Source organism: uncultured Aquimarina sp. (assembly GCF_947492115.1).
Taxonomy (GTDB): domain Bacteria; phylum Bacteroidota; class Bacteroidia; order Flavobacteriales; family Flavobacteriaceae; genus Aquimarina.
In genome coordinates this window covers 106,559-130,592 of sequence record NZ_CANLMM010000005.1, presented here as the reverse complement: position 1 = coordinate 130,592, position 24,034 = coordinate 106,559, and the positions used below count along the sequence as shown (strand labels likewise).

12 protein-coding genes are annotated in these 24,034 nt (G+C 33.9%); 5 read left to right on the top strand and 7 right to left on the bottom strand.

Translation table 11 applies throughout. The features are described from left to right. Positions 1-272 precede the first annotated feature (272 nt). The 5 genes from Q1A73_RS16150 (at position 273) to Q1A73_RS16130 (ending at position 10,983) form a co-directional block, all read left to right on the top strand. Positions 273-3,821 (top strand): hypothetical protein, encoded by a 3,549-nt coding sequence (locus Q1A73_RS16150; RefSeq protein ID WP_299607414.1) that lies wholly within the window; start codon positions 273-275, stop codon positions 3,819-3,821. A 12-nt stretch (positions 3,822-3,833) separates the two neighbouring features. Continuing rightward, the gene (locus Q1A73_RS16145; RefSeq protein WP_299607412.1) at positions 3,834-8,507 is read left to right on the top strand and encodes a DUF6443 domain-containing protein; all 4,674 of its coding nucleotides are present in this window, start codon (positions 3,834-3,836) and stop codon (positions 8,505-8,507) included. A gap of 2 nt (positions 8,508-8,509) precedes the next feature. Continuing rightward, positions 8,510-9,028: a hypothetical protein gene (locus Q1A73_RS16140; RefSeq protein ID WP_299607411.1), complete on the top strand. Its 519-nt coding sequence runs from the start codon at positions 8,510-8,512 to the stop codon at positions 9,026-9,028. Positions 9,029-9,179: 151 nt separating this feature from the next. Beyond that, the gene (locus Q1A73_RS16135; protein WP_299607409.1) at positions 9,180-9,803 is read left to right on the top strand and encodes a hypothetical protein; all 624 of its coding nucleotides are present in this window, start codon (positions 9,180-9,182) and stop codon (positions 9,801-9,803) included. A 40-nt stretch (positions 9,804-9,843) separates the two neighbouring features. Next, a complete protein-coding gene (locus Q1A73_RS16130; RefSeq protein ID WP_299607408.1) occupies positions 9,844-10,983 on the top strand; it encodes a hypothetical protein in 1,140 nt (379 codons plus the stop codon). A gap of 114 nt (positions 10,984-11,097) precedes the next feature. Here the strand turns inward: Q1A73_RS16130 and Q1A73_RS16125 are convergent, their stop codons facing one another. From Q1A73_RS16125 to Q1A73_RS16095, 7 genes are all read right to left on the bottom strand, one after another. Beyond that, the gene (locus tag Q1A73_RS16125; protein WP_299607407.1) at positions 11,098-12,519 is read right to left on the bottom strand and encodes a TolC family protein; all 1,422 of its coding nucleotides are present in this window, start codon (positions 12,517-12,519) and stop codon (positions 11,098-11,100) included. Between the two features lie 12 nt (positions 12,520-12,531). After that, complete coding sequence (locus tag Q1A73_RS16120; protein WP_299607405.1) at positions 12,532-13,200, bottom strand: ABC transporter ATP-binding protein; 669 nt, start codon at positions 13,198-13,200, stop codon at positions 12,532-12,534. A 184-nt stretch (positions 13,201-13,384) separates the two neighbouring features. After that, the gene (locus tag Q1A73_RS16115; RefSeq protein WP_299607403.1) at positions 13,385-14,128 is read right to left on the bottom strand and encodes a DUF2807 domain-containing protein; all 744 of its coding nucleotides are present in this window, start codon (positions 14,126-14,128) and stop codon (positions 13,385-13,387) included. A gap of 54 nt (positions 14,129-14,182) precedes the next feature. Next, positions 14,183-16,606 carry an ABC transporter permease gene (locus Q1A73_RS16110; RefSeq protein WP_299607401.1) on the bottom strand — a complete coding sequence of 808 codons (2,424 nt, stop codon included), beginning with the start codon at positions 16,604-16,606 and terminating at the stop codon, positions 14,183-14,185. A 162-nt stretch (positions 16,607-16,768) separates the two neighbouring features. After that, entirely contained in the window at positions 16,769-19,216 is a 2,448-nt protein-coding gene (locus Q1A73_RS16105; protein WP_299607399.1) for an ABC transporter permease, read from the bottom strand. 14 nt (positions 19,217-19,230) lie between these two features. Beyond that, positions 19,231-21,585, bottom strand: coding sequence for an ABC transporter permease (locus tag Q1A73_RS16100; protein WP_299607398.1), 2,355 nt, complete (start codon positions 21,583-21,585; stop codon positions 19,231-19,233). A 58-nt stretch (positions 21,586-21,643) separates the two neighbouring features. Beyond that, entirely contained in the window at positions 21,644-24,028 is a 2,385-nt protein-coding gene (locus tag Q1A73_RS16095; protein WP_299607397.1) for an ABC transporter permease, read from the bottom strand. Positions 24,029-24,034: the final 6 nt, after the last annotated feature.

Here is a 24,034-nt window from a genome sequence, read left to right as displayed (position 1 = left end):
ATATAGAGTAATTTCTTTCTAAATCTTTAACCTCATTAATTTTAGTTCAAAACTCTTCATTTTGATTTTGTCAAAAGGTCAATACATTTCTTTATTCAATTAATACGCCTTATGAATCCTCAGAAAATCAGCTTTTTTCAAAAAATATAAAAAAAAATCAAAAAATAGGGGTAACACAAGTATGGATTATGACACATACATATGACGCGGAAAGTTTTTCATAAGTTTGCCGCCGCAAAAAAGTAAGTAATCAATTTGTAAGTATCGTTTTTATGAAGAAAATTCTTTTGATGTGTATGATAACCGTTAGTATGGTGTCAATAGCACAAGATAACTATTACGGAGGGTATACTCCATCAGCCACTACGACTCCGACAGCCGCTAAGATTAGTGGAGGTGGTAGTGCTACCGTAAGTCTCACTAGTGGTAGCGCACAACAGTATGTGCCAATTTATACCATAGAACAAAATGGAGTGTCATGGAGCACAGGATTACAGTATCGTTATTCTGGATTAAGAGTGATGGAAGAACCTTCTGCTATTGGATTAGGGTGGGATTTGGCAGCAACAGGTATGATATCGAGAGAAGTAAGAGGATTGCCAGATGATCACCCAAAAGGATATTATGGATCCGAAAATTTGAGAGCCACTATTTTAGATCCATTCTATTATTTTAACCCTAATGGCAATAATACTGCGACCAATGGAAAACAAGTAATCAAAGAACATCATGCCTATTTGCTTGCACAAGGAATGATGGATGGAGAACCAGATGTGTTTCATGTAAATGCAGGTAGTATTAATTTTTCATTTAAACTAGGAGAAAATCTAGAACCCGTATTATTATCACATCACAATGTTAAGGTAACCTTTAATTGGAATCAGATAGAAGTTATAGATTCGGAAGGTGTACTTTATATTTTTGCGGCAAAAGAAATTTTTACGCCAGTACCAGAGGATGATATTGTACATACTTTAGGTATTGGTGGAACAGCGCTTTTGCCAATTGAACCTAATTATCCGTACACACGGAGTTGGTATTTAACAAGCATACAACCTCCAAATACAACACAACAAATTAATTTTACCTATCAAAATCATTTATTTAAAACTAAGGCTTTTTTACCAAAAATATATTCATATAAGGGATTACAGGCGCAGTTTTTAGAAGGATTGTTGGTAAAACCCGTGTTAACTCCATTTGGACAACAAGCACCACCATCTGAATTACAAGAAGGACAAGATCCCAATGTATATACCCATACACGATTGGATGTAGATGTAACAGTACCTGTATTACAGAAAATTACATTTGCTGACGGTACATTGCATTTTAATGAAGCATCTGTTCCTAATGGAGCACATCATAAGTATACATCTATCGATCTTGAAGATTTTAATGGAAACTTAATCAATACTTATGAGTTCTTTACACAAGGAAATAGAGATTTACTAAAAGAAATCCGAACCAATAACGAGTTTACTTTTGGATTTGATTATTATTATGAAAATATATCTTCAACCATTCCAGCATTCGAATATAATAATAAAGAAGTAGGTTCTACGATGGATGCTTGGGGATACTACAATGGTTCTCAAACCCCTACCGATCAATTAAAAGAAGAAGCAAGTGTAAATCCTATTTTGAGCCATACAGTCGCAGGTGCTTTGCAAAAGATACGGTATAAAACTGGTGGGGAAACAACAATCCAGTATGAGTTAAATCGTATTCCCCAAGAATATGCCAATAATAACACGATTAACGGATCATTTACGGTATCCAGTCGTAATACCAATACTATTGGAACATCAAGAAAAGAGGTGCGTTCTGGGACATTTACCAGCGCTACACAAATTGAGATAGAGCATAAAGCAAGTATTACCAAATATGGTTCTAGAGTACAACTTAGAATCTTTAAACAGGGATATACTGGAGCATATGTTCCTTATACAGATTGCAGCAATACCGCAGGTGTTGCTCAATTGTATATAAACGAAGTAGGAGAACGATCAGAACTGGCTGACGGATTGGTGCAATATGATAGTTATGGAAAATGTACACTTACCGTACAACCAGGAACCTATACATTTTATGTAGAAACAGAAGCAAATACAGAGGCAGAAATAAATGTAAAAATTTCAACTCCTCAGAATTATGTAAATACCTCTCAAGACCAAATATACGGAGGGATTCGTGTAGCAAGTATTCGCAGTTGTCCAATCGATACGGGCCAATGTACCGAAAAAAGATACGAATATATCAATGATCAGAAAGTTTCTAGTGCTAAAATTTATACAGCCTTAAAACTAGAACCGCAAAAATACTGGTATGGTACTTCACATCAGTATTACATCCCGTTTTATGTAGAGAGAAGAGGGCTACCAATTTATTATTCGCAAGTAAATGAATCCGTTGTTTCTTCTGATCCTATGAGCAGTGCAAAAAATGGAAAAACAGTGTATCGCTATGAAGATCCTTATTTCTTTAACGAACCTTATGATTTTAGAACAAGAGCATATTATGATCGCGCTCCTAAAGGTATCAATGAAGGAGGATTACGAATCAGCACTATTAAAACGTATAAGACAGACGTTTCTGCAGTGATTCCAAAAGAGCAATTGATATCAGAGCAAGCTTACGAATACGAGGCAGTAACACCTGCTACGGATTTCTTTGGTAACGCAACTGCTACTGACTATCCATACGGGATAAAAGTAATAGCAAAAACCCAAATCAAGCGAGATATGCATTATGATAAGTTGATACCGATCATTATGCAACAAAATAATATGAACGTATTACCACTTGGATTGCAGAACTTTAGAGAATATTATGAAAACCGCACACAAGCAGAATTCGAAGACTATGCCAGACAAATGATAGGGTACACAGGCTTCCCAGTAAATTCAGTTGGTTGGAAAACCCTATTCAGGATGGCCAAAGGAGTGGGCATGGTAGAGGCAGACCTAGCCGAACCTGTGGGGGATAGACAAGAGATGTATACCGTAATTAGTTATAAAGATACTAATGTACAATATCAACGAAAACGAGTAGTAAGTAAAACGTATTCTGATCTTGCACCAGATCAGTATCAGGAAAGTGTTCAGGAGTTTACCTATGACAATAACCAACAGGTGATAGAACAAAGGAGTACCACTTCTAAAGGGGATACTCAAAAAGCAACCTATTTTTATCCGTATCATAGTGCCGTTAATAATAGCACCTTAGTTTCAGATAATCGTATTGCTTCTCCTATAAAAACAGAAACCTTTTTTAATAATAAAAAACAGAGTACTGCTTTGGTAAATTTTGATTCCTGGAATACGGGAGGATACCTGCCGAAAACCATACAATCGGCTAAGGAGAATGCAGCATTATTGGATCAAACTATTTTTCATAAATATGATGTATACGGAAATCCTCTAGAAACTTCCGCTAGAGAAGGTATACATACCATTTATGTTTGGGGATACAATCATACAACACCCATTGCTGTCATTACAAATGCATCCTACACAGGAATGCCATCTGCAGTACAAAATCTGATTAACGCAGCTATCACAGCATCCGATAATGATACCAATGCTTCTACAGAAAATCAATTAAGGACAGCATTACAAAACTTGAGAAACCATAGCTATTTTGCTGCATCGCAGATGGTCACCTATACCTACGATCCTTTGATCGGTATGACCAGTACTACGGATGTTAGAAATAGAACGGCCTACTACGAATATGATAGTCTCCATAGACTAAAACAAGTAAAAGATCAGGATGGGAATATCCTGTCAGCCAATGAATACAATTATAAAAACAACTAATACAGTACAAAGATGAAGACATTACAAAAAATCGTAAGTGTAGTTGCTGTATTAGTAGCTACGATAGTAAGTGCGCAGACACCAACAGAAAATTATGTAAAAACTACGGTATATCAAACCGAAGTAAAAGAAGGACAACAAGCTCAGGTATTAGAAAGTGATCAAATTGTTACGGTAGCATACTCGGATGGATTGGGTAGAACGAAACAAACGGTGGCAGTACGCGCAGGAGGACAACAACAAGGTACGAATATCTTGGATTGGACAAATGATTGGAAAGCAGGTACAGGAGCTACCCCTTTGTTTAATTTAAACGGTCAATCTTCTGATAACCAAAGAATATTTGGTAGCAATCCTTTTGGAGAACAATCCCTTTTATGGAGATGTGGAAATGATCCGAATAGAGATGCAGATGGTGGATGGAATACAGATTACATCCCTGTAGATAAAAATGTTGCGTATCGATATACCGTTTGGGTAAAGCGTACAGGATCACAGGATGGAAGTACTTATCATGGTACACAAAATGTGAATAACCTTAGTGGAAGTGCTAATAACAACCCGTACTTTGTCGTAGGTGATACACCTAATCTGAACCAATGGTATTTATTAGTTGGAGTCATACACCCATATACCTATAGTGGTGGTAATTCTGGTGTTAGCGGTATGTATGATATCAATGGAACTAAAGTAAAGTCAGGAAATGATTTTAAATGGAGAAATAATACAACCACTTCTAGATTTAGAAATTACCTGTACTATTCAACTGATATCAGTGTACGTCAATACTTTTGGAATCCTGTATTGACAAAGATTGATGGAAATGGAGTGCCAGTTACAGAACTAATCCAACAGACCAAGCCTAAGGATATTATATCTCATTATGAGTATGACGATTTTGGAAAACAAACCAAATCCTATTTGTCCTATGCATCAGATAATACAGCACAAGGTGCTATACATACCGATGCCTTAGCCGAGTTACAAGCATTTTATAATACACCAAAATATGAAAATACACTAAATCCTTATAGCCAAACGATTACAGAAGCTTCTCCTGCAAACCGAGTGATGGAGCAGGCAGCACCAGGAGGCCCTTGGGGATATGATGAAAAAAATATCCAGTATAAAAATCCAGTGTATGCATCATACCCTACCGATGTTACTTTTAGTAAGGCGTGGGCTGCCAAAGGTGTTTTTTATGTTCCTGGACAAGGGACACCTCCTAATGAAGAGGCAGTAATTAATCCACTATTTAGTAATAGTTATGTGTGGATTTATTTTAATGCAGGTAAACTAAAACTTAGAATCAAAAGTACGTCTAGTGATGGTCTACAAAGATTACCAACAGGTAAGTTGCGTAAACTAGATATTACACCAGCGATTGAATATTTGGATTTAGGGTATATCAAAGATGCTTCTGGTAATAATATGGATTACAAAGTATATATAGAAGATAACTACTTTGCTGTAGAGGCAATTAATCAAAACCCGAGATTGATTACCGCAGGAATCAATACAAGCAGTGATCATAATCTAAACCAACTACAAGTACTTACAGGATATGATGAGGTGTATTCCACTAATACTACTACCAAGGCATCTTACGGACTCAATACAGGTAGTGAGGTAAAACGTTTTGATGTGGCAATGCAAAATGGAGATAGCCAGAAACCAACATTGGTAGCTAATGGAAACTATGCCGCAGGACAGTTAACTAAAAACATCACCAAAAACGAAAATTGGATTGTAGCAGATGGTAAAAACAAAACTGCTGAAACCTTTACCGATAAAAACGGGAATGTAGTACTAAGCAGAGCGTATAACAATGGAGCTGCCCATGATACCTATAATGTATATGATGATTTTGGAAATCTTACGTATGTTATTCCGCCCAAGGTAACTGTAGATAATGGTGTGTCGGCTACAGAGCTTAGTGAGCTGTGTTACCAATATAAGTACGATAACCAAAACCGATTGATCGAAAAGAAAATACCAGGAAAAGGTTGGGAATATATTGTCTATAATAAATTAGACCAACCTGTAATGACACAGGATGCAAAACAACGTGCCCGAGACGAATGGTCATTTACCAAATATGATGCATTTGGTAGAGTGGCTTATACAGGAATAATATTCAATGAAGGAAATCGAGAGTATATGGAACAGGTTTTGGATAATAGTGATCAGCAATACGAAACAAAACTTGAAAATGCTGTTACTTTAGCAGGAACAACCCTATATTATAGTAATGATGCAAAACCTATTGGGATTAGTAAAATTTATACCATCCACTACTATGATGATTATACTTTTGATAGAGATGGAATGAACAAACCAGCTACCATATACGGAGTAGCTACCACCAATCAGACCAAAGGTTTGGCTACGGGTTCTAAAGTACGTGTATTAGGAACTAATAATTGGATTACTACGGTAAATGCTTATGATGATAGAGGTAGAGTAATCTGGGCAGGAAGTAGAAATAGGTATTTAAACACTATTGATAAAACAGAAACAAAACTCGATTTTGTAGGTAAAGCTATAGAGGTAAAAACAACACATACAAAAGGTAGTAATACTGCCATAGTCACTATAGATAGGTTTACCTATGATCATATGGGCCGTTTGCTTACCCAAAAACAGCAAATCAATAACCAGGCAGAAGAATTGTTATCTCAGTTGATATATGATGATTTAGGGCAGGTAGTACAGAAAAAAGTAGGAAATGCAGAGCAAGCACCTTTACAAACGGTGGATTATACGTATAATGTAAGAGGATGGATGACCAAAATCAATGATCCTAATGCTCTTGGAGATGATTTGTTTGCTTATAAAGTAAACTACAATACACCAACTCATGGTGGCACAGCATTATACAACGGTAATATTGCCGAAATAGAATGGAAATCTGCGACAGATAATGTGCTGAGATGGTATCGATATAGCTATGATCATTTAAATAGATTAACTAGGGCAGTAGATAATGCCAATCGCTATAGTTTATCTAATGTTTCCTACGATAAAAATGGAAATTTAAAGACGCTAAAACGTCATGGATGGAAGAATAGTAGTAACTATTGGGATATGGATAATCTGGTATATAGTTACGACTCGGGTAACAAATTAAGCAAAGTTATTGATTATGGAGATGATAATTACGGCTTTAAAGACGGTACGAATACCAATGATGATTATGTGTATGATGTTAACGGTAATATTACCTTAGATCGTAATAAAGGAATTACCAGTATACAATACAATCATTTGGACTTACCTACTTTTATAGAGTTTGATAATGCTGATAGTGGAGAAATATGGTATACATATGACGCAACTGGAGCAAAATTAAAAAAGAATACGGGAGTATATGGAACGGATGACGTATATACAGAAACCGATTACCCAGGTAACTATGTATATGAAAATGGGCAGTTAAAACTTTTTCATCACTCAGAAGGGTATATAGAACCCGAAAGTGATGGAACTTTTACTTATATTTACCAATATAAAGACCACCTTGGTAATAACAGATTAAACTACTCTGATAAGGATCATGATGGTCAGATAGACGTTCTTAGAAATGATACTAGCGATCTGGATGGTGATGGGGATTATGCCCATGAGATTTTACAGGAGAATAGCTACTATCCTTTTGGATTAGAACATAAGGGCTATAATAGCCAGATTACAGGACAGGAACATAACTATAAGTATAATGGGACAGAACTTACCGAAGAGCTTGGACTTAACTGGTATGAAATGCCCTTACGTTCTTACGATCCAGCCATTGCCAGATGGAATCGTATCGATCCTGTAGTGCATCATGGATTATCTCCGTATAATGCGTTTGATAATAATCCGATAGTATATGCAGATCCATCTGGAGGGAATAGTGAGTACAGTCACATGGATGATCAGATATTTTCTGAGGGTAGACATATAGGTGTACAGGAAAGAAGAGCTATGGGTGGTTCTGGATATGGAGGTTATACACCTTATGATTATGCGTCTTCTCAGGTTAGTGAAGCTATGGGGGTTATGGAATTTTTGGTGAGTATTCAATCTGTTGATAATAATTCTAAAAAAGGAAGAAAATTTAAATGGCTTGATGAAGGAGAATTGAATCATAATATATCTAGTAAAGAATGGGATAGTATACGTTCTAACTTTGATTCTGATGGAGATAAGCCAATTGGCCAAAATTATAAGGGAAAGAAGCAAACAGGTCCACCCACACCTTTTTTTGATAAGAATGGTAATATAAATGTGAATGCTTATAACTGTCATTCTTTCGCTTGGTGCAATTCTAAAGGGGATCCTATGGATCCTTCTAATAAAAAATTGGTTCTTGCTGGAATTACAAAATGGGATAATGATCCTCTTAATAATACTGGGGGGTATAAACCTTTAAATTTTAACGATCCTAATCAAGTTGGGGATAGGTTAATTTATTACCAATGGGATATCAAATCTCAAACTATTATACCGACGCATTCTGCTATAGTTACTGCGATAGATCAATATGGTAATACAATCGAGGTTGAAAGTAAATGGGGTAAATCAGCTAGATACAAGCATCATCCGAGAGATATTCCATCTAGTTATGGAGCTCTTACTCCTACTTTTGTAGCACCTAATGGAAAAACATATCCAAGTAGAATATATTTTAGAAAAAAACCATAAAAATGAAAAACACAATAATATACTTAATTATAATCTTTAATATTAGTTGTTCAGAAGATTATGATTCTATTTTAAACGATTTATCATATAATTATGTTTTAATAAAAGATGAAATTGGTGATGACTTGTATTATGAGCATTATAATATCAACGAAAAGGAACATGAGATGAGGTTTAATATTTATAAAAATTCGGTTCGAAAGTTCTATAGTTCAGATATAAAAATCATTGATTATTTATTAAAATATAGAAATGAGGATAAGGAGTTTTGTAATTGGATCAAAACTAAGAATCCTTATTTATCAACAATTGGTGATTTGGATTTATTGACAAAATCGGAATCCGCTCTTATTTTAATTGATAATTATTTTTCGAATTTTAAATCAGGCAAAATCGAAATACCCTCTTATTTAACCAATTTATCATATGAAAGGTTTATAAAATTTTATAATGAGAATAAAGAATTAAATTTAGAGGAGTTAAGAAGAAATTATAAAAAGAAATTTGGAATTTCCAGATAGCTTGCGCGAGCGTCGTCCCCTCGCTCGCGCCCGAATCTTTCGGGTGCCGACATAGTTTGTAAGGCAATTATAGATATTAGATAAAGATAAAACCAGTTACATTATATGGTATTAAGATGTAACTGGTTTTATTACATAAAAAGAACTACACATGAATAAAATACAATATATACTACTGTTATTTCCAATGGTAATACTTGGTCAAAAAGATATTAAAGTTGGTGATGATATCATTCTATGGGAAAAAGGAGTGTTTTTAGAGCCGGAAGATTTTAGAATCGTAAAAGAAGTAGATCCTTATGATACTAGGAATGGTTTAACTACCTATAAAATAGAGATCTTACCCAAAGAAGTCTTGGTAGACGAAAATAATCAGATTGCTAATTACCTAAAAATGAATCTTGCCACCTATTTTTATAAGAATAAGTCATGGCTAGGCAAAAAAAATGACAAACAGTTATTGGCTCATGAACAGAATCATTTTAATATTGGAGAACTATTTGCCAGAAAAATGAGAAAAGCTTTTGAAAAGCTAAAAGAAAAGAAGATTAAAGACTTTAATGCTTATCAAAATGTATATACTACCTATTGGAAAGAATGCAAGACGTATCAAAGAAAGTATGATCAAGAAACATTTAATGGTACGTTGGCAGAACCAAGTAGCGATTGGTTACTAAAAGTAGATCAAGAGCTATATGAATTAGAAGAGTATTCCTATGCTAAAGTAAAACAACGTTGGCGAGCGAAGCTCAAAAAATTATCATCAGGATCTTAAGGATAAAAAGTCATCTTTTCTATAAACGATATAGTATCACATGAGAATAAGAAAATACATTGTTTGCATACTGGTATTGATTTCCAATATACTTTCTGCACAGGATATACAAGATGTTTTGAAAAATGATATTTGCTACTGTTTGGATGAACAATTTAAGAATGGAAGATTACATAAAGGTAATTCTATATTAGAACAATGTTTAAGTAAAAAAATGAAGTCATATAAAACAGAACATAAAGAAATTCTCTTACAGGAAAAATTTGCCGTTAGAAATGATGAATCTTATACCTCAGATTACAAAATAAATCCTAAAAACCTTAATGCTTTTATTGCTGGACATCAAGAATATTTCGTGAATGAATGTCAACCCTATTATTGGTATGTAAGTGCTCAAAGAGCCAAAAAATTGATCAATGTTAGATATAATGTTGACGAAAAATATTTTAAAACAATATCTAAGAAAATAAGAAAAGGAAAGCATAAGAAAGAACATCTTTTTCAACGAGCTCTTATCTATATGTCACGAGGAGAATTTGAAAATGCCAAAGCAGATTTTTATACCTATCAGGAAGATGATCCGAATGATGATAAAATAACATATCATCTTGCTTGGGCTTGTGAGCTTAATGGGGAGTATGGTGTTGCAAAAGCTTGGTATAAACAAATGATCAAAAAGAATAATCATTTTGATGCGATTCTTGGACATTCGATTGTAAATAGAAAAATAAGGGATAACGCTCGTTTAGATTCTGTAATTACCGATATCACTTATCATAATATGAATCAATCAAATGAAATAATAAAGCAAGAAGATATCACTACAGATAGGGAATTAGATAGATATCCAGCACCTACGGATTGCCAACATCTTAAGGATAATGAAGAATTAAAAAAGTGTTTTTCTTCTTATTTTAAAAGTTTTGTAAATAGTAATTTTGATCGAAATGTAATAGAATATGCAAATCTGAAACCAGGATGGCATCTCATATTAAGTAAGTTTAAAGTATCTCACAAAGGAGAGATTACAGACGTTTTTGTTTTGCATGATGATCCTTTTATTGTAAATGAGATTACCCGAATATTATATGCAATTCCTACTTTACAAACAGGAGAGTTACAAGGGAAATCAGTTGATGTATTATATGGTTTTCCTTTTTCAATATTTATTTCAGAATAATATAAAAATATATCTCATAAAAGGAGAATATTGTTTTGATGAGTTTTATTGTTAAATACTAAAGAAAAGCCACTAGTTACAAACTAGCGGCATCGAATTTTAAAAGCATTCTATTTACAATGCATTTCCACGATAAAACTCTAATACTTTTACCCGTAATAAATATTCATATTGTGCATTGGTAAGATTGGTTCTGGCATTATCTAGATTATTTTTACTAGTGATGTAAGCGATAAAATTAGATACGCCATTATTAAAGCGTATTTCGTTTACACGATAGGATTCTTCAAAAGCAGTTACCTGGTTCTGTAAACTTTGATAGCGATCATAAGCAGTTTGCATATCAAAATGTACCTGATCAATTGCATTTTTTACTTGTTGTGATGTTCTCTCTAATTCGATGAGTGATTCTTCAGCTCTGATTTTTTCCAGCGCCACATTGTTTTTTGCTCTAAATCCATTAAAAAGTGGAATATCTACGGCAATCCCTACCACTGTATTTAGGTTGTTATCAAACTGATCTAAGTAGTCAATACTTTCTCCTCTAAACTGCGTTTGATCAGTAAATACAGAAAGTTGTTCGTTATTAACGGTTACAAAGTCACCAGTTTCTACAATTTCAGATCCAGTTTCGGTAAAAGTTTCTGCCACACTAGAATAATTGGTGTTTATCTGCCCAAAGAATGAAATCTCTGGTATGTATTGCGCTCTTGCCACCTGAACTCCTTTTTTCGCAGCTTTTACTCTTAGTTCTTGTGCTTTAAATGTGGCTAGGTTTTGCATGGCATCTTTAAACACATCATCAGAACTTAGGGTATACTCTTTAAAATCTAAGAGGATAGATGCCTTATCAGCCGTAATATTAGCATCTGTATTTAGTAATTGTGCCAGACTTAGTTTTGCATTATTTAAGCTACTTTCTGCTATCAGAATATTAGTTTCATCAATGGTTTTTTGTCCTTTGATATCTGCGAAATCCGCTGGATTCCCAAACTCTTCGTTATAGAGATCTTCTTGTTGTTTTAATTGTTTATTCGTAGCAACTAATCGGTCTTTGGCCAGCGTTAAAACATCCGTTTGGTTGAGTACCTGCAGATATGCCAAGGTCACATTAAGAATAAGCGTCTGCTTCGCTTCTTCGATTTCCATTTCAGAAGCTAATCGATTATAGCGTTGCTGTTTTACGGTATTTAATATCCGAAAACCATTAAAAATCGTAGCATCCAGGTTTAATCTTGCATTAGAAAACGTAAGCTCTTGATTGATAAAATCATTCGTAAAAGGATCAATACTTCTACCATTATTTACTCCTATATTGTAATTACCATTTAGGCTTGGAAGTATATTCGCTTTTGCTTGTCTATGATTAATGAGCGCAGTATTGGCGCGCAATGTAGTAGACTTTAGATCTAGATTATTTTCTAAAGCCATAGCTATACATTGGTCAAGAGAGTACTTCTCTGTGTCTTTTCTTTGTGTAAATCCTGTAAAAGATAAAAGAAAAGCACTGATATAAATAATTGATTTCAGTGACATGTGATTGTTGGATTATTCGCTGACGATTCGTCCGTCTAATAAATTAATAATTCTAGAACCATAGGAAGAGTTTTTCTCTGAGTGAGTGGCTTGTATAATCGTTACACCATCTTTGTTTAACTCAGAAAATAATTCCATGATTTCTGTACTTTGTTTAGAGTTGAGGTTTCCAGTAGGTTCATCTGCCAAAATAAGTTTCGGTTTGCTAATCAATGCTCTTGCAATACCTACCAACTGCTGCTGACCACCACTTAATTGTGCTGGAAACAGATCTTTTTTACCTACGATATTAAATCGGTCTAGCATATCAGCTACTAAAGCTTTACGTTCTGACGACTTTACATTTTTATAGAGTAGGGGAGTTTCGATATTTTCATACACATTAAGCTCATCGATCAGATGATACGCCTGAAAAACAAATCCTATATATTCTTTATATAATTTAGAACGTTGTTTTTCTTTTAGCGTATGCACCTCTTCGTCTAAAAAGGTGTAATTCCCAGCAGTAAAACTATCTAACATCCCAATGCAATTAAGTAAAGTAGATTTTCCCGAACCTGATGGTCCCATTAGAGAAATAAACTCTCCTTCTTTTACTGCTAAGTCGATGTTGTCTAGTAATGCTATTTTCTTTCCTCCAGAACTAATTACTCTAGAAGCGTTGTTAAGTCGTAAAATCATAATTATTTTTTGATGATGATTATCTATGTTGTTTACTTAGTTGCTATAAAAAATTAGCTAGTGTAATTTTCTATAAGTCTTCTGAGAGATGCGTCTGGGTCTAATGGTATTAAAAACCCTAGAGTTTTCATGTCTCAGACAGACATAATTTTCGGAAATTGAATTCATTTTTTCGATCATGATATTATTGAATTTCAGAAATTTCTACTTCTCCAATATTTAATCCCTTATGGATACTAGCATCTCCTTTATAATATAGTTTTGCTTCTCCAAAAGCAGTAAGCTTAATACGATTAGAAGAATTAATTTTAAATTCTGCTTCTCCAAAAGCTTTGATTTTAGTGTTCTTGTTGTCTACTGCAATAAGATCCGAAAAACTTTCTCCAAAAGCCGTGATTTTTTGATTTTCGATACTTCCTTTTTTGATCGTTAAGGTACTAGCTCCAAAAATATCTGCATCTAAATATTTTAAATCTACTTCGTTTAAGGTAATTCTAGACTCTCCAAAAACTTTTAGTCTAAAAGATTCAGAATCTAATTTACTTTCACAGGTAGCGTCTTGTTCACCACGAACAGAAAGTGATTCCAGGTCTTTATAGTTCACGGTAATGGTTAATACTCTTCCTTTATAGATCGGTACTTTTCGCTCGATACCATTTTTCACAACAACCTTATGTTTTGTAGTTTCTTTGGCACCATCTAGATATACACGTAGTGTTTTTCCGTTTACTTCAATATTAATCTTATCGTTTGGTTCTGTACTTTCTTCTATAATTACAGAGGCTTCGCTACTTTCTACAAATCTTGCCTGAATGTGTGGGCTAATGATTACTTTATCAAAATCAGCAACGTTTTTCTTTGTTTGTCCAGCTAACAATTGTGCGATAGTTAAGGCTACAAGTGCTAATAAGTATTTTAAATGTTTCATGATGAATGAGTTTTTAATGTTCGTTTTATTTGATTGAAATGATGATATTATTTTTTATTCTGTTTTTAAACTTTTAATAGGGTTTGCAACGGCTGCTCTAATCGTTTGAAAGCTTAACGTAATTATGGCTACCAGTAGGGTGATGATTCCTGTAAGGGCAAAAACCCACCAATTTAATTGAATTCTGAAAGCAAAATCTCGTAACCAACTGCTCATGAACCACCATGCAATTGGTGTAGCGATGCAAAAGGCAAATACAATTAGTTTGATAAAATCTTTAGACAGTATCTTTACGATAATCGCTGTAGAAGCTCCTAAAACCTTACGAATTCCAATTTCTTTGGTACGTTGTTCTGCGATATAGGTGGCTAATCCAAACAATCCTAAAGCTGCTATGATCACAGCAAGTACTGTAAAAATTAAAGCAATCGTTCCAATTCTTTTTTCCTGTTGATACATATCAAGATAAGAATCATCTAAAAAACTATAGGTAAATGATAGTTCGGAAGAAACAGCTTCATATTTATTACGAATTTTGCTAATAAAACCTTCTACATCTGCTGTATTAAATCGATAGGCAGTTCTCCAACTATTATCTCCTAGTCTAAGACTTAAAGGACCAACATCTTGTCGTAAAGACTCGAAATTAAAGTTTTTTACTACTCCGATAATCGTGTATACAATCTTGTCGTCTTTACCAATAGTTTTATAAAGCTTCTTGCCGATTGGATCATCAAAACCAGTTAGAGCAACCGCTTTTTCATTGATGATAATGGCTGTGGAATCTGTTCCAAAAGAACGAGAGAAGTTTCTACCTGCAATAAGTTCCATGCCCATCGTTTCTATATATTCGTAATCTGCTCTCCAATACTGCATATTAAAACCATTATCTGCGGTGTTTACACTTCCAGTATTAAAGGTGGTATCCGATCTAGCAGATTGAGATACTGGAATATATCCTGCAAATGATGCTGATTTTACTTCTGGGAATTGTTCGATTTCTGATTTTAAAGACTTTCTTGTTTCGTTCGTTAATCCAGAATTATCTACGATCAATACTTGATCCTTGTTAAACCCTACATCTGTAGTCTGGATATGATTTAATTGTTGGTAGACAACAATGGTACCGATGATCAATATAATAGAGGTGGTGAACTGAAAAATAACTAAGAAATTTCTCAGGCTGTTTTTATTACTTCCTTTAGATAGAGTTCCTTTTAATACACTTATAGGTTGGAATTTAGAAAGGAAAAATGCTGGATAAATACCTGCTAGAGGTCCTACTACAAAAGGTAATAGAATCAGGAAAATCAAAAATTGTGGTTGTAGTAATGCTTTTATTGAAATTTCCTTGCCAGAGACGTTATTAAACCATTCCAAAGAAAGAAACACAAATATAATAGCGATACTATGTGCTAGTACTACGATCAGCGTAGATTCGCTTAAAAACTGTAATACCAAAGATTTTTTCTCTGTACCTAATACTTTACGAATACCAACTTCTTTTGCTCTACCCGAAGATCTAGCTGTAGTAAGATTCATAAAATTGGTACATGCAATAAGTAGAATAAACAACGCTACTGCAGAAAAAATGTATACATACTTTATCGAACCATTAGTACTGAGTTCTATATTTTGAGTCGAATGCAAGTGAATATAAGTAAGAGGAATTAAAGAATATTCTAATTTATTACCAGAACTTTCTATATCTTCTATACTTTTAATATTAGTGAACTGAGATATCTGTGGTAAGGAATATTTTGCAATTACTTCTCTAAAATTGTTATTAAACTTTTTATAATCAGCACCTTCTTTTAGCACAATATACGTGTGGAAATTATGACTTAGGTAATCTCCAAAGTTATAATCCACATTAGCCATAGATAGTAAAACATCTAGATGAAAATGTGAGTTTTTAGGCATGTCTTCAATAATAGCAGTAACCTTATACAAAGTATTATTTACTTCTAATGCTTCTCCAATAGCTGTATCTACACCATTAAAATACTTTATTGCTGCTTTTTCAGATAAAACAACCGTATTAGGTGCTTTCAATGCTGTTTTCGGGTTTCCTTTTAAAGCTGGAAAGGTAAATACATTAAAAAAAGTCGAATCTACATAGGCAATGGCATATTCATCAATAAGTTCCGTTCCTTTTCGGATAAGTTTTGATCCTTCTGAAGCATATATTCGGGTATATTCTTCTACTTCGGGATAATCCTTTTTTAGTGTAGCTCCCATCGGATCAGAACTCACAGCCATATGCATTTCGGTACCGCCAAAGAGGATATCAGAATTGATTCTATAAATTTGATCCGCTTTTTCGTGAAACCGATCATAACTTATTTCATCCGTTACAAATAATGCAATAAGAATAAAGCAACATATTCCTAACGAAAGTCCAACGGTATTAATAAAAGTAATCCCTTTGTTCTTAATGAGATTTCTCCACGCTATTTTAAGATAATTTCTGATCACGATGTTGATTTTATTTTGATTGTTGAATTTGGTATGTATATAGTGAAGATGATGCCAAAAAAATAAAACACTGAAAATCAGTGTTTTAAAATTATTTTTAAAATAAAAAGTGTTCGATTTTGATACACTTTTTGTTCAAAATCGAACACTTTACAATCCTTATTATTCTGATCGTAAAGAATCAATTGGATTTGCATTAGCAGCTTGCAAGGTTTTAGCACTAATCACCATAAGTGCTAAAAGAATCATCGCACTACCTCCAAGAAGAAATATCCATACGCTAATATTAGTTCTATAAGCAAAATCATTTAGCCAATTTTGTATCCCATACCATGCTATAGGCGCTGCGATAACAAAAGCAACAGCTACCAATACTAGAAATTCTTTGCATAAGATAGTATTAATTTGCAGTAGAGATGCTCCTAAGACTTTACGTACTCCAATTTCTTTGATACGTCTGTTGGTGGTATAAATAACTAGTCCTAACAATCCTAAACAACTTATTAAAATAGATAAGCCTGTGGCCCAATTTAGCAATTTAGAAATATTCTTTTCTCTATTGTAAAACTTAGCAATGGTTTCATCCATAAATTCGATACGATAATCATCAATCTCTGTATAAACAGATTTATAAGCGGATTCAATTTTAGATAGAACAGGTGTTAACCCTTCTTCGGTGTTGTTTTGAAAAGCTATATGTACTGCCTGAAATCTACTAAAATTTGGTCTATACCAATCTCCAATCAATCCCATTGGACTTATGTCAGATTTTAAAGAGCGTTGATGAAAATCTCCCATCACTCCTACGATAGGAATTTTTTCATCTCCAAAATCAACAATAGCTCCCAAAGCCTCTTCCGGAGTTTCAAAGCCATATATTTTTCGAGCAGTTTCATTGATAACAATTTCTCGTATCGTATCATTCTTGTAAACACGACCAGCCAATAACTGTAGCTCGAATAGATCTAGATAATCAGTATCTCCAAAAATGAAGTGTAATTCAGATTTCACTTCAGTTTTTCCATTATGCACTGTAGTGTTAGAAATGTTAGTATTTCTTGATGCTGGCGGTACTCCTCCAAGGCTAATGGTTTTTATTTGTGGTATTGCCTTTAGTTTTTGTGCATATATTTCTTTCTTAGAAAGCTCTCTTTCGCTACGCGGACTATAAACGGAGACTACGGCCTCGGTTTTAAAGCCCATGTCTTTGCTTAATACATAATTAATTTGTTTGCTAACTAGCAAGGTTCCAATTATAAATACCTGAGCTATGGTAAATTGAAAAACGGTTAGAAACTTTCTGAGTCCTACTTTCTTTTCGCCAATACCTAAATGATTTTTTAAAACAGAAACCGTATTGAATTTTGATAGTACCAAGGCAGGATAAAAACCAGCTAAGAAAGTAACGACCATCAATACGATCGCAATACCAAATATGATTATTGGAGTTCCAATAAGCTCGAATTCCAAATCTTCGGGGACAAAGTCTGAGAATAACTTGATTAACCAACTAGTACATGCTATAGAAATAATTGCAGATAACATCACTAGTATAAAGGTTTCTCCCATAAATTGTTTAATAATTTGTTTGCGAGAACTACCGAGTGTTTTTCGTATTCCAATTTCTTTAGCTCGCTGTGTGGCTTGCGCTGTATTAAGATTAATGAAATTAATACACCCCAATAGTAAAAGAAACAGGGCTACTAACGCGAGGTTTCGTAGCAAAGATTTACTTGCCTGAGTACGTGTCCAATCATAGATACCATAACGATCATCAAAGTGAATCTCTCTAAGTGGTTGTAAAACATATTGTCTTGTTTGTCCATATTGTGCTACTTCTTCATTTATATGTGCCTCGGCTAATGCATCAAAATCTTTTTGAATCTGATCAAGACTTGCATTCTTATTAACCTTTACATATAGCTGTGAAGCGGAGTTAGTACTGTTCCAGTTTTTTTCTAAGATGTTTTCTCTAAGTCGGGTTTGTAATAGGGTAGGACGTGATATGAATTCCTGAAATACTAAATCAGTGCGTCTTGCAAAATTTTCAACTACTCCAGAAACAGTAATAGGAATTGAGTCATTATAAATCAAAGTTTTACCAATAATCTCAGTGGGTTTTAGTTTTGGGAAATACTCCAAAGCCCTTGTCTTTGTTAGAATAACTTGGTTAGGTTGTGATAATATTTCATCTGTATTTCCTGCTAAGAATTCATACTGAAACATATCAAAATAATTTTGCTCTGTAAAGATCACAAAATTGGGCCACTTCAGCGTAAGATCATTTTCTTTGTTTTCTACTTTTGCGGGTCTTTCGCTGTAAAAACCATTCACCATTTCAAAGTTTGAATTTTCACGAATAGCATCTTCTAAAGCTATAGTAACTCCAGAATTATAAAATTCACCTTCAGGGTTTTTAAAATTTGTGACCACTCGATAAATTCGATCTCCATCCTTATGAAAATCATCAAAAGTATAATCATAATAAATCATAAGACCTATTACAAAAGAAGCACTTAGACCAATAGTAAGTCCAATAACATTAATAAAAGAAAACACCTTGTTTTTTAAGATGTTTCTCCATGCTATTTTAAAATAATTCCGGATCATAATGTTAGTTTTTATTACTCGGTTTTTAGACTGTTAATAGGGTTGGCTATTGCCGCTTTAACAGCCTGAAAACTTACAGTTGCTAATGCAATGAGAATTGCGACAATTCCTGCGATGACAAACACTATCCAGTTAATTTCTATGCGATAAGCATAGTCTTGTAACCAGTTGTTCATAAAGAACCAAGCTAAGGGCACTGCTAATACAATGGCAATGCAGACTAATTTTAGAAAATCTTTTGATAGTAATTTTACAATACCGGTTACACTGGCACCTAATACTTTTCGTACTCCGATTTCTTTGCTTCGCTGTTCTGCGGTATATGCTGCTAATCCAAAAAGCCCTAAACAGGATATAAAAATTGCCAACAAAGCAAAGATTCTAGATAGCTCACCGATAAGTTGCTCACTTTTAAATTTAGCATCAAAAGCTTCATCCACAAAAGTATATTCGAATGGGAAAGCAGGATTGTGCTTTTTCAGTACTTCTCCTATTCCGGATATTGCCTGATCAATTGGCGTGCCCTGTTTTGTTTTGATATACATATATCTTGCAAAATTTGGGTTGTTTATAAACAATACCGGATCACTGGTATCGAACATATCATCGTAGAGATAATCCTTAACAACTCCTATGATTTCGTAAGATTCATCACCTCTATTAATCTTTTTACCTACTGGATTATCAGTCTTCATTAGTTTAGCTAGTGATTGAGAAATCATTACATTGGTACTATCGGCATCTACATTTGTCCCAAAACCACGACCTTCAACAATTTCCATGCCTGTAGTTTCAAAAAAACTAGCTGTTATATTTCTAAAGGATAGCAAAACATCTTGGGTATTAACGCCTCCTTGCCAGGTAAATCCAGAACCATTATTACCTCCAGATAGGATTTGAGAATTACACAATGCAGCATTATGAGCATATCCGCTTTTAATTAGATCTTGCTGAATTACAGAAAACTTATCAATAATTTCATCATTAACACGCATAGAAATCAATCGTTCTTTATCATATCCAAGCTCTCTATTTTTAGCATGCTGAATTTGTTGATATACGATGATTGTACAGATGATAAAAACAATGGAAATAGTAAATTGTCCTACCACTAATCCTTTTCTTATAAATGAAGCGGAACCACTTTTAACTTTTATGCCTTTTAAAACTTCTACTGGTCTAAAAGAGGATAGGTAAAAGGCTGGATATAAACCAGCAAACAATCCACAGACTATAGTAATAACTAATAATATACCAATGTGAGAAGGTTTGGATAAACCAAGAACAAGATTTTTATCAATCAGGAGATTAAACTGCGGTAATAATACCACCAATAATATAATACTTATGATAGCTGCAAAACAAGCCATCATCATAGATTCTGATACAAATTGAATAATCAAACGAGATCGACTAGAACCGATAGCTTTTCGAACACCTACTTCATTTGCTCTCTTTTCGCTGCGAGCGGTGGATAAGTTCATAAAATTAATACAAGCAATCAATAATATGATCAGTGCTATTAGAGAAAATAGACGTACATAGGTGATTTTTCCACCAACTTTTTTGCCTCCTTCAAACTTGGAACGCAAATACCAATCTTTCATAGGATGTAAAAAGGCGTAAGTGTCACTTTCAGGATCTTTTGCAGGGATCAGAGCTTTAACTTTTTCATTCACTTCGACTACGTTAGCTTCTGGCGATAACTCTACAAACGTATCAGAGAAATTACTACCGTATTCTGTCATCCATTCAGCACCATTTCTGTAGCGCTCAAATGGAGCTACCCAATCAAATGGAAAGGAAACATTTTCTGGTAAATTTTCTACAACTCCAGTGATAAGGTAATTGTCCTTATTGTTAAGTTTTACAGTTTTTCCGAGTACTTTTTCGTTTTTACCAAAGAGGAATTCAGCTGTTTCCTGAGTAACGACTATGGCTTCTGGATTCTCAAAGGCTCCTTTTATAGATCCTTCAATAAATTCTAAACTAAAAATATCTAGAAAATCGGCATCTGCATATCTTCCAGTTCTATTGATAGCACGATCACCAACCGTAAAAAGTCGTTCTTCAGAACTAGACCTGGTAGCTCTAATAACACCAGGGATTTCATCTTTCATTGCCTGAGCAAGAGGACCTGGAGTAGAGTAGAAGGTTCTCCATTCTTCTTCATAATTCTGATTGGTAGGTGTATAATAGATATGATCTTGTCTCGCAAAATCCTTATTGAAACTTACTTCATCTTCTACCCAAAGAAAAATAAGACTTGCACAAGTAATACCAATAGCTAATCCAAAAATGTTTAAAAAGCTATATCCTTTATTTTTTAATAAACTTCGGAAAGCAACTTTTATATAATTAGTGATCATAATTGTTCGTTTTTGATTTGTGTTATTAGATCCACGATAGGCGGACACATTGATTGATTTATTCTGTTTTAAGGCTTTTGATCGGATTGGCAGTGGCTGCTTTAATAGCTTTGTAACTAATGGTAAGTAAAGTGATAATTAATAGTAACCCCACAGCAACTACGAAAATCCACCAGTTTATTTCTGTTCGGTACGTATAATTTTGTAACCAGTTATTCATAAAATACCAGGCTATTGGAGATGCTATAGCACCTGCTAATAAGATCAATTTGAAGAAATCTTGCATTACAATAGCTAGGATATCCTTAACTTTTCCACCTAATACTTTTCTGATTCCAATTTCTCTTGTTTTTAGTGCGATAAAGAAAGAAATAAGTCCGTAAAGCCCTAAACAACTGATAAAAATTGCAAGACCAGAAAATATTTTGGTCATTGATAAGAAACGTTGCTCTTCGATGTATTGTTGAGCTATGCGCTCGTCTAAAAACTTATATTGATATACAAATTTTGGAAACACTTCCTTCCAGCGACTTTCGATAGCTTTCAATGCAGTACTTATATCGGCACCATCTATTTTAACAGCGAGTTCGCTATAACCAGTTTTTTCTGGCGCTATAAAAACGGGACCAATACCGCTTAAGAAGTTTTGATCGTGGAAATTAGCAATAACGCCAACGATGGTAGCTTTTACTCTTCCACGATTGGCTTCTATTTGTTTTCCTATTAGTTCTTCATAGGAGGAGAGACCTAGTTTATCTGCTACTCTTTGATTAACCACAACTTCTGTTATAGAGTCCGAAGTAAAAAAATTACGTCCAGCGATAAGTTTTAAATTAAATGTATTTAGATAATCCTCGTCGGCAAGTTTAGCACCTATGGAGAACTCTTCATACTGGGGTCTATTATGATATCGGAAACTAGTTCCCCATTCATTTTCTGCTGCTCCAGGACTTGATAAACAAGCTGTAGTATTTGATACTCCTGAAATATTATTTAATCTGTTTTTTAGTCCTTGTAATTTTAATAGTTCAATTTCTTCTGGAATTTCTAACATTACGATAGCTTCTTTATCAAAACCTAGATCGGAAGTAATTGCAAAATTGATTTGTTTACCGATTACGATAGTTGCTACAATAAGCATAATTGAAATTGCAAATTGAGTGGTTACTAATACTTTTCGTGTCAATTTACCACCAGTATCATTCTGGGTAAGTTTCCCTTTTAATGCCAGAGTAGGTAGAATTCTTGCCATTAAAATGCCAGGATAGCTACCTGCCAAAAGTGATACTAGTAATAAAAGTGTGATAAGAAAACTTATTACCTTAAAGGAAAGTAAAGATTGGATACTTAACTGCAATTCAAATAATTCATTGAACTTGGGTAATACTCCAATAGAAATCCCAATTCCTAGTAGTAATGCGAAGAGACTTATTAAAAAAGTTTCTAATATAAATTGCCAGAATAGTTTGGTTTTACTTACACCAAGTACTTTTCTAACCCCAATTTCCTTAGATCTGGAAAATGCTTGTGCTGTGGAAATATTAATAAAATTAATACAACCAACTGCTATAAGAAATATCCCAATTAAAGAAAATATCCATAGTAAATTCACATTAATACCACCATATTTTTGTTCTAAATGAACATCACTAAGTGGTTGTAACTTGTATCTGTGTACGTTTTTACTTTTTGGTCTGTATTTAGAAACCAAAGGAATAAGTGTTTTTTCAATATGAGAGATGTCTTGATTAGGTCTTAAAAGGGTATAACACTGTAAACTGTTTGTGATACCTCCCCAACTCTTGCTATATGCAAATTGACTATAATTTTTAAGACTCTCATAGGATATAAATACATCTCCTTGTACAGAAGAATTAGTAGGGATATCATTAAGTATTCCTATAACTTGTATAGTTCCTGTATTCTGAAGTGTAAATGTTTTTCCCAAAGAAGATGTACTATCGCCATACATTTTCTTAGCAAAACTCTTGGTGATGTATGCAACATTAGGTGCTGCGAAATTATGTGTACCAAGAGATTCTTGTAGGGGAAAATTGAATATCTCAAAAAAATCGGGCTCCGCAAAAACTACATCTTCTAATAAACGATTGGTGTTAGAATCCATTCCATCGATTTGCCATTCTTGTCTAATAAAGATGTTCGCTACTTTTTCAGAATAATTAAAATCAGATCTGAATACACTTGCAAAACCTGGAGGAACACTTGCTTCATATTCTATAGCATCTTGATGTTCTTCGGTGACAACTCTATAAATCCTATCAGAATTGTTATGAAAATTATCGAATTGTAAATGGTAGTTTACAAATAGAAATATTAAAATCGAACATCCAAACCCAAGCGCTAATCCTAAGATGTTTATAAAGGAAAACACTTTTCGTTTCTGTATATTTCTCCAAGCTATTTTGAAATAATTCCTAATCATAATTGT

Bases quoted from the DNA above. Each gene is read 5' to 3' on its own strand.
- Q1A73_RS16150 (WP_299607414.1), top strand. From the start codon at position 273: ATGAAGAAAATTCTTTTGATGTGTATGATAACCGTTAGTATGGTGTCA.
- Q1A73_RS16145 (WP_299607412.1), top strand. From the start codon at position 3,834: ATGAAGACATTACAAAAAATCGTAAGTGTAGTTGCTGTATTAGTAGCT.
- Q1A73_RS16140 (WP_299607411.1), top strand. From the start codon at position 8,510: ATGAAAAACACAATAATATACTTAATTATAATCTTTAATATTAGTTGT.
- Q1A73_RS16135 (WP_299607409.1), top strand. From the start codon at position 9,180: ATGAATAAAATACAATATATACTACTGTTATTTCCAATGGTAATACTT.
- Q1A73_RS16130 (WP_299607408.1), top strand. From the start codon at position 9,844: ATGAGAATAAGAAAATACATTGTTTGCATACTGGTATTGATTTCCAAT.
- Q1A73_RS16125 (WP_299607407.1), bottom strand. From the start codon at position 12,519: ATGTCACTGAAATCAATTATTTATATCAGTGCTTTTCTTTTATCTTTT.
- Q1A73_RS16120 (WP_299607405.1), bottom strand. From the start codon at position 13,200: ATGATTTTACGACTTAACAACGCTTCTAGAGTAATTAGTTCTGGAGGA.
- Q1A73_RS16115 (WP_299607403.1), bottom strand. From the start codon at position 14,128: ATGAAACATTTAAAATACTTATTAGCACTTGTAGCCTTAACTATCGCA.
- Q1A73_RS16105 (WP_299607399.1), bottom strand. From the start codon at position 19,216: ATGATCCGGAATTATTTTAAAATAGCATGGAGAAACATCTTAAAAAAC.
- Q1A73_RS16100 (WP_299607398.1), bottom strand. From the start codon at position 21,585: ATGATCACTAATTATATAAAAGTTGCTTTCCGAAGTTTATTAAAAAAT.
- Q1A73_RS16095 (WP_299607397.1), bottom strand. From the start codon at position 24,028: ATGATTAGGAATTATTTCAAAATAGCTTGGAGAAATATACAGAAACGA.